The 13,156-nt window shown below is 43.3% G+C and carries 12 protein-coding genes; 5 read left to right on the forward strand and 7 right to left on the reverse strand.

Features of this window, described 5'->3' with window-relative positions:
* Window positions 1-222 precede the first annotated feature (222 nt).
* The 6 genes from AACT52_RS21800 to prfB form a co-directional block, all read right to left on the reverse strand.
* The gene (locus AACT52_RS21800; protein ID WP_073633341.1) at window positions 223-993 is read right to left on the reverse strand and encodes an MBL fold metallo-hydrolase; all 771 of its coding nucleotides are present in this window, start codon (window positions 991-993) and stop codon (window positions 223-225) included.
* Window positions 990-1,598, reverse strand: coding sequence for an anthranilate synthase component II (locus tag AACT52_RS21805; protein ID WP_073633377.1), 609 nt, complete (start codon window positions 1,596-1,598; stop codon window positions 990-992). The genes AACT52_RS21800 and AACT52_RS21805 overlap by 4 nt, the downstream gene beginning before the upstream one ends.
* A 187-nt stretch (window positions 1,599-1,785) precedes the next feature.
* Entirely contained in the window at window positions 1,786-2,262 is a 477-nt protein-coding gene (locus tag AACT52_RS21810) for a diacylglycerol kinase (protein ID WP_073633342.1), read from the reverse strand.
* Window positions 2,263-2,403: 141 nt separating this feature from the next.
* Complete coding sequence (ybeY, locus tag AACT52_RS21815) at window positions 2,404-2,928, reverse strand: rRNA maturation RNase YbeY (protein WP_073633343.1); 525 nt, start codon at window positions 2,926-2,928, stop codon at window positions 2,404-2,406.
* A 37-nt stretch (window positions 2,929-2,965) separates the two neighbouring features.
* On the reverse strand, window positions 2,966-3,121 hold the full coding sequence (locus AACT52_RS21820) for a DUF3285 domain-containing protein (RefSeq protein ID WP_071838507.1): 156 nt from the start codon (window positions 3,119-3,121) through the stop codon (window positions 2,966-2,968).
* Between the two features lie 156 nt (window positions 3,122-3,277).
* Window positions 3,278-4,397 (reverse strand): peptide chain release factor 2 gene (gene prfB / locus AACT52_RS21825; protein WP_096549389.1). Its coding sequence is split into 2 segments (ribosomal slippage): window positions 3,278-4,324 and window positions 4,326-4,397, totalling 1,119 coding nucleotides; the frame shifts between segments, so codons are not numbered across the junction.
* 389 nt (window positions 4,398-4,786) lie between these two features.
* Here prfB and AACT52_RS21830 point away from each other — a divergent pair.
* Window positions 4,787-6,001 (forward strand): RNA-guided endonuclease InsQ/TnpB family protein, encoded by a 1,215-nt coding sequence (locus AACT52_RS21830; RefSeq protein ID WP_073633345.1) that lies wholly within the window; start codon window positions 4,787-4,789, stop codon window positions 5,999-6,001.
* A 118-nt stretch (window positions 6,002-6,119) separates the two neighbouring features.
* On the opposite strand, the gene AACT52_RS21835 is transcribed toward AACT52_RS21830, so the two are convergent.
* Entirely contained in the window at window positions 6,120-6,983 is an 864-nt protein-coding gene (locus AACT52_RS21835) for a DUF6671 family protein (RefSeq protein ID WP_073633346.1), read from the reverse strand.
* Between the two features lie 719 nt (window positions 6,984-7,702).
* Between AACT52_RS21835 and AACT52_RS21840 the strand changes: the two genes are divergently transcribed.
* From AACT52_RS21840 to AACT52_RS21855, 4 genes are all read left to right on the forward strand, one after another.
* On the forward strand, window positions 7,703-9,064 hold the full coding sequence (locus AACT52_RS21840; protein WP_073633347.1) for a CmpA/NrtA family ABC transporter substrate-binding protein: 1,362 nt from the start codon (window positions 7,703-7,705) through the stop codon (window positions 9,062-9,064).
* A 38-nt stretch (window positions 9,065-9,102) separates the two neighbouring features.
* Window positions 9,103-9,942: a nitrate ABC transporter permease gene (gene ntrB, locus AACT52_RS21845; protein ID WP_073633348.1), complete on the forward strand. Its 840-nt coding sequence runs from the start codon at window positions 9,103-9,105 to the stop codon at window positions 9,940-9,942.
* 148 nt (window positions 9,943-10,090) lie between these two features.
* The gene (locus AACT52_RS21850; protein ID WP_073633349.1) at window positions 10,091-12,094 is read left to right on the forward strand and encodes an ABC transporter ATP-binding/substrate-binding protein; all 2,004 of its coding nucleotides are present in this window, start codon (window positions 10,091-10,093) and stop codon (window positions 12,092-12,094) included.
* Between the two features lie 168 nt (window positions 12,095-12,262).
* Complete coding sequence (locus tag AACT52_RS21855) at window positions 12,263-13,108, forward strand: nitrate ABC transporter ATP-binding protein (RefSeq protein WP_073633350.1); 846 nt, start codon at window positions 12,263-12,265, stop codon at window positions 13,106-13,108.
* Window positions 13,109-13,156: the final 48 nt, after the last annotated feature.

The following is a 13,156-nucleotide window of genomic DNA, read 5'->3' on the forward strand; positions in this document are numbered from 1 at the left end:
AAGACTTTCTGATTTTAATAGACTGATTTCGATGTCTGGAGAAATCACCTGAAAATTTTTACTATGCTTATGCTGATTGTGCAATAAGTAATCTTACTATAATAAATCGTATTTTAAAACTTTTTGCCGAAGCTGTCTATGGTCTTAAGAAAGATTACGACGAAAGTGTTTTTCCATTAAAAAGGCAGGCGAAACACCTGCCCCACAATCAGCAAGTTATTGTTAATATTTATAACTCAAAACTTGAATAGCACCATTATCTGGTAATTTACCAGAGCTAACAGTGAGTGTGTCACTCGTGCTACGCCGTACTGTCATTCCATTCATTACCGTCAGGAAGTCATCCAATGGCGAAATATCGCAATTAGCAGTGTCAGCAGCTTGTGTACGGTAATGGGTAGGAATAATGATCTTGGGATTGAGGGTTTGAATTGCCTGTTTAGCTTCCTGAGGATTATAAGCTTTTGGACCGCCTCCCACAGGGACTAACGCCACATCAGGACGCCCCATCAGAATTTTTTGCTCAATCGAAATGGGTGCGGCGGCTCCTCCTAAATGAAGGATGCTAACTCCCCCTTGCTTCCAAAGCCAAGCGGTATTTATACCAAACTGCTTACCACCTTTGCGGTCATGGTTTATGGCAATTCCCTGGAACTTAATGCCATTAAACTCGTAAGCTCCAGGTTCGTAAATAAGCTTGGGATTTCCTGCAAGGTCTTCTACAGCACCTTCATCCAGCAGCTGGCTGCTAATGAGCACTAAATCAGCCGCAACTTTTGGCGCACGATAACCGGCGGTACAGCCAATTGTCCGAAAGGGATTTGTGAGAATTTTTACTCCGCCACCAGTAAACAGAAAGCTAGTATGACCCAACCACTGAATTGATAATGAACCGCCAGATTGGGCATTCACTTGAAGGTCGGAACCCAAGCTAGTAACCAACGTTGTTACTAATCCCGCCCCTGCGTAACCCAATAACTGTCGTCGTTTCATGGATTCATCTCTCGAGACTGCAATTGTTCCAAAAAGTTTCGCAATAGCTGCTTCCCTGAAGTTGTCAGGACACTCTCTGGGTGAAATTGGACGCCCTGAATGTGAGGATAGTTCCGGTGTCGCACTCCCATAATTGTGCCATCCTCAAGCGATGCAGTTATTTCCAGCACATCTGGACAAGTATCGCCCTCAATCACTAAACTATGATACCTGGTTGCGGTCATCGGATTTTCTAAGTTACTGAAGACTCCTACGCCTGTGTGATATATCGGTGAAGTTTTGCCGTGCATCAGCTCTGGCGCAGAAATGATTTTACCGCCAAACACTTGACCGATACTTTGATGCCCCAAGCAAACGCCTAATATTGGCACGCTTGATCCAAGGTGAGAAATCACATCCAGGGAAATTCCCGCATCTTCTGGGCGACCAGGTCCTGGAGAAATCACGACTCCATCTGGCTGTAGCGCACGAATTTCATCTATGGTGATTTTGTCGTTACGAAAAACCTTAATATCAGTTGCTACTGGGAACTCAGCCGCCAGTTCTCCCAGATACTGGACTAAATTATAGGTAAAGCTGTCGTAATTATCGATTATTATAAGCAAAGTTGATTTCTCCTGGTTTTTAGCAATCAGATAATTGTGATTGACTGTCACCAAAAGATTTTAATCGCAGTTTAAGTCATCTTGATACAGACACGATAAGTCGTATCCAGTGAATTTAAAAAATCGTTATAAAGTTTAAGTGCACCCTGTCTGAAGCTGCCCAAATAGCATCTCCAGCATTCAGCACTCAAGAATGCGCCGACAAAACTAAAGCGAACAGGGGAGGAAGTAAGAGTGTAGCAGCGACTAGCACCGCGACCAAAGCCGAGACAAGCACAGCACCAGCAGCACAGTCTTTAGCAATTTTTGCCAATTCATGGTAGGTCTGCTTAACTGTTAGATCGACAATTGACTCGATCGCTGTATTCAGTAACTCCAACGCCAAAACTAAACCGCTCGTTATGCCAATAACCGATATTTCAACAGGCTTAAGATGTAAAAAAATGCTCAAGCCAATAGCTAAAGCACCGACAACAACGTGAATGCGAAAATTGCGTTGAGTTAGAAAAGCGTAGCTAATTCCACACCAAGCATACTTAAAACTCACAAATAAATTAGAGGCTATTTGCCACGACAGGGGACGTTGCTTAGTCACAACTGTTTCTAAGGAGTTTGGCGCTGGTGGAGATGAAACTTGTGCTGGGGACGAAACTTGTTGAGACATAGGCATAAAAATCAAACACCAAAGTGCGTGAGGAGGGGATTTTAGCGGATCTTAATAAATAAATGAACTTATCAGCTCTTTTTAACCAAACAATGTTAGATATTAAATACAGAATAACACTTAAAAGCTAGTCAGCAATCACTATTCAAAGTCAATATCAATACCTATTGTCTTCAGTAATATTACTTGCTGTTTTAGCATTTGGCTCAAACTTTCTTCGTCTGGATGATCCCAACCTAAAAGATGCAATAACCCATGAGCCGTTAACCAAGCTAGCTCCGTTGGCAAAGGGTGTTCCTGCTGTTGAGCTTGCTGCTGTGCTGTTTCGATTGAAATAACAATATCACCGAGATACAACGCTTCATCGGCGTCGATTTCTGGTAGCTGAGGCAAAACCTCTAACGCCGCAAACGATAAAACGTCTGTGGGTTTATTCTGCTGACGATACTGGGCGTTAAGCGTTCGCATTTCAGCATCATCTGTTAAACGTAGTCCAACTTCATATTTTGGCGCTGGCGGAATACTCGCTTGTAATATTTCTAACCAGCACTCAAACCACTTTTTCCAAGTTTCAGTTGCAATTTGGGCATCCGTGTTACCAGAGCCTACAGCTTCCGGTTGGGATAACTCATGATAACAATCCTGTACATACAGTTCAACTTGCACTTGTCTACAAAGTCTCCTAAGCTTACGTATGATGTCGTTAGCGAGTCAGGTAAGCAAGACCTACAAGGACTGCTAAAAGCCCTACAGTCGTCAGTACAAAATGCTTCACGGAGGTGCCGCCCTTCTGCACCATGTTTCGCATTGCAAGTTTCACGTAGCTAGGTCGAGGTTCGGTAGAAGGAGAATCGCTCATAATATTTTTGTAACAAAGTCTTCTAATAATGTAACAGTTCTTATAACATCAAGTTGCCATTCTGCCGGCTTTAGGGAAGGATGAGGGGGATAAGGAGGATGTTTCTTCCCTCATCTCCCTCATCTCCCTCATCTCCCTCATCTCCCTCATTCAAAGTTACGCAGAAGCCTCTACTAATTGGTTCTCTTGGCGGAGATAGGCTTGGATGAACATATCAATTTCGCCGTTCATCACATCCGCGATCGCAGTTGTTTCCGCAGCAGTTCGCAAATCCTTCACCATTTGGTAAGGATGAAAAACGTAGTTGCGGATTTGGTTTCCCCAAGAGGCTTCTACCATATCACCACGAATTTCCGCGATTTCTTTAGCGTGTTGCTCTTGAGCAATCACTAGCAGTTTTGCCTTCAAGCGGGCGAGGGCTTTTTCTTTGTTTTGTAATTGGCTGCGTTCTTCTGTACAACGGACGGCAATACCAGTGGGAAGGTGAACAACTCGCACTGCGGTTTCTACTTTGTTGACGTTCTGTCCGCCCTTACCACCAGACCGAGTTGTAGTTATTTCCAAATCCTTTTCAGGAATTTCCAGTTGGATGGTGTTATCTATCTGGGGCATCACTTCCACGCCAGCAAAGCTGGTTTGCCGCTTCCCGTTGGCATTGAAAGGTGAAATCCGCACTAGGCGATGTGTACCTGTTTCTGAACGCAGGTAGCCGTAGGCATAGCGCCCAGTAATTTCTACAGTGACAGATTTAATTCCCGCTTCATCACCTTCGGAAAGCTCATTTAACTGAACTTTATAGCCGTGGTTTTCTCCCCAACGGGTGTACATCCGCAGCAACATTTCAGCCCAGTCTTGAGCATCAGTCCCACCAGCACCTGCGTTGATTGTCAGTACAGCTCCCTTTTCATCATAGGGACCAGAAAGCAACTGGAGTAACTCCCATTGGTCAAGTTCATGGTTGAGCTTAGTGACAGTAGACTCGGCTTCTTGCAGTAGCCCTTCATCTGTTTCTAACTCCAACAGCTCTAACACTGCCCTAGTGTCTTCCAAAGAAGCTTTCCACTGGTGATACTGTTGCAGGTGTGCTTTCAGGTCGTTAAGTTCTTGCAGTATTTCCTGTGCTTTCGTTTGGTCATCCCACAGTTCTGGTTGGGCTGCTATTTGTTCCAAATCTTGAATTTTAGCGCTAAGTGCAGGGATGTCAAAGATAGTCCTGGGTTTTACCCAGGCGATGAGACAACGTTTCGACTTCGCGTTTGAGTTCTAAAACTTCCATAGTAGTTAATCGATAATGAGCGCTTTGAATGATATGCGATCGCTTCTTGTCTTTTTAATTCTACCTATACTTTACCAAATACATACTTGTACGGCTTTTTATATGTTATAGTTTTTACATTAATTTTCTGAATTCTTTACAGGGGTTTCTCAGAAGAACGCAGTACCCATACCATTTCTCTATCTCTATGAAGTTGAGCTTTATTCGACACCCCTGTACTCCCCCCGAACTCGCGGGGGGACGCGTTCGGCGGGGGGTAATTATTAAGCGTATTGTTATGGAGAATTGGTACAGAACTGAGAATTTACCGAAAAATTGGGTTTAAAGCCCTGCCCTTCCAGGGCAGCTTTATTCGTGGTATGATTTTTGCGTAGGTTTTTTCCACGCAAATGATCGTCCTAGAGTTTAAGGCTAAGGGAAAAACAACTCAATATGCAGCGATAGATTCGGCGATTAGAGCGACTCAATTTGTTCGCAACAAGGCTATTCGTCACTGGATGGATAACCGAGGTGTAGGACAGAAAGAACTGTATCGCCTTAGCAAAACGCTCAGAGAGGAGTTCTCGTTTGTTAAAGCCCTGAACTCTAGCGCTTGCCAAGCGGCTATCGAAAGAGCCTATAGTGCAATAGCAAGGGTACACGATAACTGCAAAAAATCTATTCCGGGGAAAAAGGGCTATCCACGCTTTCAGAAAAATTGCCGTTCAGTCGAGTACAAAACTTCTGGGTGGTCTTTATCTGAAACTTGCAAACAAATCACTTTCACTGACAAAAAAGGAATTGGCAAGCTTAAACTTAAGGGAACGTGGGATTTAAACTTCTATCAACTAGAGCAGATAAAACGAGTAAGGTTAGTGCATCGGGCTGACGGATACTACGTTCAATTTCTCATTAGAACAGAGAACGAAGTACAGGATGTGCAACCAACAGGCAAGAACATTGGATTGGATGTAGGACTCAAAGAATTCTATACCGATAGCAATGGTCATACCGAGCCGAATCCAAAGTTTTATCGAATTGGTGAGAAACGGCTGAAGTTTAGACAACGGCGTGTTTCTCGTAAAAATATTGGCTCTGCCAACCGGAAGCGCGCCATTAATAAGTTAGGGCGAGTACACCTCAAAATAAGTAGGCAGCGTGAAGAACATGCCAAGCGAGTGGCACGTTGCGTAATCCAATCTAACGATTTGGTTGCCTACGAAGATTTGAGGATTAGGAATTTAGTTAAAAATCACTGTCTCGCCAAATCTATTAATGATGCAGGTTGGTATCAGTTCAGAAAATGGCTGGAATACTTTGGGGTCAAGTTCGGCAAGATAACAGTTGCAGTCAACCCTGCCTATACGTCCCAAGAATGTTCTAGTTGTGGCACGCTAATCAAAAAGTCTCTGTCTACGAGAACTCACGTTTGCCAATGCGGGTTCGTGTTAGACAGAGACTGGAATGCTGCCATCAATATTCTGAAATTAGCCTTGAGTACCACAGGGCATGTGGGAACTTGGGTTATAGACCCGAACGCTTCGGGAGATTTAGCCTCTACTTTGGTTGGAGTAATCCTATCAAAGCAAGCTGAGTCGTTGAGCGAAGAATCACCGCACTTTTAGGGCGGTGAGTGTCAAAATTCCCTCATAGTTCCTAGTAACATAGTCAAGCGACCATACCCGGATTAACCTGTGGAAAAGCGTGGGAGATTGCTTTTTGTAAAATCTTTAATAATTTGTATTAGGGATTGCAATACATACATTGAGATGGATCTGCGTTTTGCAATCCATCTGGGAAAAAGACTTCTTCAGAAAATCCGCATTTTTGACATCTATAGATTGCTGTCAGAGTTAGCTCTGTTGGCAAGTTACAATACGCACACAGTAATCCCTTTTTCCTTTGAACTAATTCAAAACCTGGACAGGAACAGTTGGGACAGGCATTATTTAGTTTTCTGACTAAGTCGTGGGTAGCTTTTGCGATATTTTTCATCCGAGTCGGGTTATATAGAGCACGCATATCTGTTTCTATATAAACTTTGCCATCTTCGGAACTGTTTAAAGCAAATTCAATTGCTTCCACAAGTTCTTCTGTTGTCTTAATACCTTTGATAATTTCATCTTGACTTTTTGGTGAAGAACTGAGCATGACGACTAGGGCATGTTCAGGAAAGCCAACTGTATCTGCAAAATCTTGTGCTTCTTGAAGACTTTCTACAATCCTATGACTGAAGTTTGTTTCAATAGACAACTCTTGACCGACAATTTCTAGTTCATTCGTTTTATCTAATAAAAGGACGACTTCCCGATTACAAGGTATAAACGGGCTAATAGGGTGAGGAGCAAATGTACCTTCGCTAGCTAACGCCAAAGTCTCACCCGTGGCATCCAAGGCTTTTTCTGCTTTTAGCCTTGCTGCTTCGATTTGGTTTCCTGTCCTTTTAACTTCTCTTGTAAATGTACCAAAACGGTCTGTATCAAAATCTTGCGGTACTATGACTTTTATTCCTAACTCTTGTTCAATAATTGGAGCAATCACTTTCTCTTTGTGATGCATAGTTGCTAGTACTGCTACTCGATTAACAAATAGCGGATGTTGTTTCATATTCCTCTGCATTTCCGTATTTTAGTTCAACATACAGCACTTGATAGCAGCTTTGGCAGCCCTCTACAAGTCACGTATGTTCATACGCAAAATCTTATAGTTGCTATAAATGGGATTCTATGAATAACTTATTTATGAAAAGAATTGGATATGAAACAATACAGTTCCATGAAGGATAGCTGAAGGCAAAGAAACCCGGTTTTGCACAAGTTACCACGTTTATAGGCTAATGCTTATCTGAACTGTAAGTAAGTCGGCACGATAAAACCAATGTATGTTTAGTTTTGTAAAAACTGTGGAATGACCTATTTTTAAGGTATTCGTTGGCTTTACATTTCGTTACATAGAAAAATGTTTTACGGCGATTTACTTATTGGCATATGAAGAGTATCATCAATCATATTCAATAGTTATTATCAACTTGTCTTTATGGATAAGTTTTGTTAAATGATGGTAAGCGAGCGAATAAGTATTTGCTTATGGTAGGTATATAATATTTATTTAACAATCACGTTGAAATTTTAACAATTTCTTTTGAAAAGGTGATAAATTTATCTTCAACAGATGAGTTAAGTCACCCAGAAGCTTCTAGTTAATGTAATTGAGGCTGTCATAGTTTTCACATTACATATACATAACCGCGATAGCAAGGAACACAATTGTTCTGTTGCCCTGATTCACTTGACCAAAAACAATTGAAATTAGCAAAAAGAGAGTTTATGACTGAATTTTCTAATCAATTTTCTAGACGTAAATTTCTGTTAACAGCTGGAGTTTCTGCGGTGGGTTCTGTATTCCTCAAGGGGTGTTTAGGAAACCCTCCGGAAACCGGTAACACAATTCAAACAAAACAAGTTACTGCTACCAATGTCAGTGTAGCAGATGCACCAGAAACAACCACGGTCAAGCTAGGGTATATCCCCATTGTTGAAGCTGCTCCCTTTATTATTGCGAAAGAAAAAGGCTTCTTTGCAAAGTACGGCATGACCAATGTTGATATATCCAAGCAAGCCAACTGGGGTTCGGCAAGGGACAACATAGAAATTGGGGCTGCTGGAGGTGGTATTGATGGAGGTCAATGGCAGATGCCCATGCCCTATCAAATTTCAGAAGGGCGCATCACCAAAGGCAACAAAAAAATACCCATGTATGTCTTGGCTCAGTTGATTACCCAAGGTAATGGAATTGCGATCGCAAATAAGCATCTGGGCAAGGGTCTTGGCGTACAGATTGCTGGTAAGGAAACATTTTTTGCTCAGTTAAAAGCAGCAAAAGCTCCCTTCAAAGCTGCTTACACCTTCCCACAAGTCAATCAGGATTTCTGGATTCGCTACTGGTTAGCTGCATCGGGTGTTGATCCAGACAGTGATGTTCAACTCCTGACAGTACCAGCAGCTCAGACAGTTGCAAATATGAAGACGGGGTCGATGGATGCCTTTAGTACGGGTGACCCCTGGCCTTACCGGATTGTCAAAGATAAGATTGGCTTCATGGCGGCATTAACCGCAGAAATCTGGAAAAACCATCCAGAAGAATACTTTGCCATGAGGGCAGATTGGGTTGACAAACATCCAAAAGCGACCAAAGCCCTTTTAAAGGGTCTCATTGAAGCGCAGCAATGGTGTGACAATTTTGACAACAGAAAAGAACTCGCTCAAATCCTTGCAGGGCGGAATTACTTCAATGTGCCTGCAGACGTTCTGGACGGTCCGTTCATGGGCAAGTACGAAATGGGCGATGGTCGCACCATTAACGATAAAAAAATGGCATCTCTGTACTGGAAAGATGAAAAAGGTAACGTCTCCTATCCGTACAAGAGCCATGACCTCTGGTTTTTAACAGAAAGCGTGCGCTGGGGCTTCCTGCCAGAGGATACCCTAACAAATGCCAAAACCCTTATAGATAAAGTTAACCGCGAGGATTTGTGGAGAGAAGCCGCCAAAGAAATGGGCGTTGCTGCTGCTGATATTCCCACCAGTACATCTCGTGGAGTTGAAGAATTTTTTGATGGCATCAAGTTTGACCCAGAAAATCCTAAGGCTTACTTGCAGAGCCTCAAAATTAAAAAAGTCAAAGTTTAGTCAAAGTTTAGACGCGATATTTCAGGAGGACTCTAATAATGGTAACGCTGCAAAGACGCAATAGCGCAAATACTGTTCAGAATGTTTGGTTGTCCCGTCTGCAAAAGCAATATCCCGATCTTATTCCGCCAATTGCAGCGATCGCCATCTTTTTAGTTATTTGGCAGTTGTTTTCTTGGACTCCTGGAGCAACACTACCAGGACCTATCCAAGTGGTGCAAGACACGTGGATACTGATTTTGTATCCCTTTTATGACCGAGGCGGAATAGACAAAGGTTTATTTTGGCAGATTCTTGCAAGCTTACAACGGGTAGCGATTGGTTACTCATTGGCGGCAATTCTCGGTATTACCTTGGGTATTGTGATTGGTACAAATAAAGTCATGTACAAGGCTTTAGATCCAATGATCCAATTATTCCGAACTGTACCCCCTCTGGCTTGGGTACCGATTGCTCTTGCTGCTTTGCGACAAAACGAACCATCTGCCCTTTTCGTCATTTTTATCACGGCAATTTGGCCCATTTTGATAAATACAGCAGTGGGCGTAAAGCAAATTCCCCAAGATTACAACAACGTAGCCAAAGTTCTGCAACTTTCTCGTCGAGATTATTTCTTCAATATCCTCATACCCTCTGCTCTACCCTACATTTTTACAGGGTTAAGGATTGCGATTGGATTGGCTTGGTTAGCAATTATTGCCGCAGAAATTATCATGTCCGGCATCGTTGGAATTGGCTTCTTTATCTGGGATGCCTATCAAAATAACAAAGTCAGTGAAATTATTTTGGCTCTCGTCTACATCGGTGTCGTAGGCTTGATACTTGACAAAGCGATGCTTTGGGTACAGTCAAGAATTTTGCCAGAAGAACAGAAATAGTCATTAGTGAGCCAGCGCTGCAGGAGGGTTTCCCTCCGCAGGCGACTGGCGAACCCAAAGGGTCCTTTGTCATTAGTCATTAGTAAATGGCAAAGGGCAAATAAGAAATAACAAATAAAAATAACAAATAACAAAGGACAAAGGACAAATGAGTGTTTTTGTTGCCGTTGATCAAATTGATAAAGTCTTTTCCTTAACCGATGGTGGTAAATATATTGCCCTCAAAGGAATAGACCTCCAAATTAAAAAAGGAGAATTTGTTTCTCTCATTGGTCACTCAGGTTGTGGGAAATCTACCTTATTAAATATGATTGCCGGTCTGGATTTGCCAACTGAGGGTGTCGTGACTCTAGAAGGACAAAGAATCACTAAACCTGGTCCAGAGAGGATGGTGGTTTTCCAAAATTATTCTTTGTTGCCTTGGCGGACAGTACGAGAAAATATTGCCCTTGCGGTAGACTCAGTTATGAATGAATTGCCTGCGGGTGAACGCAAGGCAATTGTAGAAAAGCATATCGATATGGTGGGGTTGCGTCCTCATGCTGATAAACAGCCAGGAATGTTATCAGGTGGACAAAAACAGCGAGTGGCGATCGCTCGTGCCTTAGCAATTCGTCCAAAATTACTCTTGCTAGATGAACCGTTTGGAGCGTTAGATGCACTGACGCGAGGCAACCTGCAAGAACAGTTAATGCAGATTTGTCAGGAAAACGAAGTCACTGCCGTCATGGTGACGCACGATGTCGATGAAGCAGTGCTGTTGTCCGACCGGATTGTGATGCTGACAAATGGGCCAGAATCCAAGATTGGAGACATTTTGGAAGTGGATATTCCTCGTCCTCGCAAGCGCATGGAAGTGGTAGAACATCCCAGCTACTACAGTTTGCGGAGTGAGATGATTTACTTCCTCAATCAACAAAAACGAATTAAGAAACTTAGGGCAAGGAAAACAGCCGTTATCGCCCGTCACGGTTTAGAAAAAGTTAACCTCGAAATTGGTTTCCTCCCTCTGACTGCCTGCGCTCCTCTAGCTGTAGCTAAAGAGAAAGGCTTCTTTACCAAGTATGGTCTAGATGAAGTGTCCTTGGTGCGCGAATCCAGCTGGCGTGGAATTACCGATGGCATTACTGGCGGATATTTAGATGCTGCTCAAATGCCTGGTGGAATGCCAGTTTGGTTGACTGTGGGAGGACATGACGGTCGCCCTGTGCCAGTTGTGAGCGCCCTGACTCTCACCCGCAATGGTAATGCCATTACCCTAGATAAACGTTTTTATGACCAGGGGGTGTATACTCTAGCAGACTTCAAACAAGTGCTGCAAAAGTCTGCAAATCAACGCCATACTCTGGGGATGGTTCATCCTTCCTCAATGCACAACATACTACTGCGTTACTGGTTAGCAGCCGGTGGTATTGACCCTGACCACGATGTTTCCCTCAAAACTATTCCTCCGGCTCAAATGGTCGCTGACCTGCAAGCAGGAAGTATTGATGGTTACTGTGTGGGCGAACCTTGGAACTTGCGGGCAGCCACAGAAGGTATTGGCTTTACCATCGCTACAGATTTAGAAATTTTAGAAGGACATCCAGGCAAAGTTTTAGGAGTCCGTGAAGATTGGGCAGCAGCATATCCCAACACCCATGTAGCCCTCGTCAAAGCCTTATTAGAAGCTTGTCAATACTGCACTGATGAGAGAAATTCTCAAGAAGTTCGTGAAATTTTATCTCGGCGTGAGTATGTCAGTACCAATGAGGAATACATCCAACTTGGCGATCCAAACTCCTATGCTTGTAGCCTAGAACAACCAATGCGACAGTATGCCCATCATCTGTTTTTCGGAGATGGCGTTAATCGTCCCAGCCGCACGGAACATTTGTGGATGATGACCCAAATGGCACGTTGGGGCGATATCCCCTTCCCCCGGAACTGGATGGAAATCCTCGAACGAGTTTGTCGAGTCAATGTGTTCAGTACCGCAGCACGAGAACTAGGTCTGCTTGATATCAAGTATCATCGCGGTCCTATCCAGTTGTTCGATGGCTCTGTGTTTAATGCTGATGACCCCATTGCCTATCTCAATAGTTTGGATATCAAACGCAATGTTTCAGTGGCAGAAGTTGTGATTAACTCACGTTCTTCAGTGGCTGCCTAAGAATTTTAGATTTTGGATTGGGAATACTGATATAGCTAATGCGGAAATTCCAAGGAGTAACCCCATCATCCAAAATCTGAAAACTATGGAGCAACGAATAATTAACAGACGCACTGTTTAAAGCATCTCTACCACTTCTTAAGCCAAAATCAAAAATCCAAAATAAATATGCACAACCGGACTTTGACTTACACGGAAACATCAAGAGAGTCTACAACACGTAGCCGTTCCAATCCTTTCTTGCTCATTGAAGAAGTTTCTAAAATCTACCCCACGCCAAAAGGTCCTTTTACAGTACTACAAGGCGTTAACCTCACAGTGCATGAAGGAGAGTTTATCTGCGTTATAGGTCACTCGGGTTGTGGCAAATCAACACTGCTGAACATGGTTGCAGGATTTACCAAGCCAACCCATGGAAATGTATTGCTCGGCTCCAAACCCATCACCCAACCAGGCCCAGACCGGATGATGGTTTTCCAGAACTACGCTTTGTTGCCTTGGCTGACTACTTTTGAAAACATTTACTTGGCTCTTAATGCCGTCTTCCCAAATAAAACAAGGGCAGAGAAGTCAGCCATTGCACGCGATCATCTAGCACTGGTGGGACTCACAGAGGCAGCCGACAAAAAGCCGACACAAATATCTGGGGGGATGAAACAACGGGTTGCTATTGCAAGAGCTTTGGCGATTCGTCCGCAAGTTTTGATCTTAGATGAACCTTTTGGAGCGTTAGATGCGATTACCAAAGAAGAATTACAGGAAGAATTATTGAAAATTTGGAACGAACGGCGATGCACAGTGTTGATGATTACTCACGACATTGATGAAGCACTATTCCTAGCAGACCGTTTGGTGATGATGACTAATGGACCTGCTGCTAAAATCGGTGAAATCTTAAACATTCCTTTCTCTCGTCCCCGCGATCGCGCTCGGATTATGGAAGACCCAGAATACTACAAACTGCGGAACCACGCCCTTGATTTCCTCTTCCACCGCTTTGCTCACGACGAATAGAGATTGACACCTCGTTGCCCATTAGGTTGAAAAAATATTTGCAACACA

The organism is Scytonema sp. HK-05 (assembly GCF_963872035.1).
Classification (GTDB): domain Bacteria; phylum Cyanobacteriota; class Cyanobacteriia; order Cyanobacteriales; family Nostocaceae; genus Kalymmatonema.

Bases quoted from the DNA above. Each gene is read 5' to 3' on its own strand.
- AACT52_RS21800 (WP_073633341.1), bottom strand. From the start codon at position 993: ATGAAACGACGACAGTTATTGGGTTACGCAGGGGCGGGATTAGTAACA.
- AACT52_RS21810 (WP_073633342.1), bottom strand. From the start codon at position 2,262: ATGTCTCAACAAGTTTCGTCCCCAGCACAAGTTTCATCTCCACCAGCG.
- AACT52_RS21820 (WP_071838507.1), bottom strand. From the start codon at position 3,121: ATGAGCGATTCTCCTTCTACCGAACCTCGACCTAGCTACGTGAAACTT.
- AACT52_RS21830 (WP_073633345.1), top strand. From the start codon at position 4,787: ATGATCGTCCTAGAGTTTAAGGCTAAGGGAAAAACAACTCAATATGCA.
- AACT52_RS21835 (WP_073633346.1), bottom strand. From the start codon at position 6,983: ATGAAACAACATCCGCTATTTGTTAATCGAGTAGCAGTACTAGCAACT.
- AACT52_RS21840 (WP_073633347.1), top strand. From the start codon at position 7,703: ATGACTGAATTTTCTAATCAATTTTCTAGACGTAAATTTCTGTTAACA.
- ntrB (WP_073633348.1), top strand. From the start codon at position 9,103: ATGGTAACGCTGCAAAGACGCAATAGCGCAAATACTGTTCAGAATGTT.
- AACT52_RS21850 (WP_073633349.1), top strand. From the start codon at position 10,091: ATGAGTGTTTTTGTTGCCGTTGATCAAATTGATAAAGTCTTTTCCTTA.
- AACT52_RS21855 (WP_073633350.1), top strand. From the start codon at position 12,263: ATGCACAACCGGACTTTGACTTACACGGAAACATCAAGAGAGTCTACA.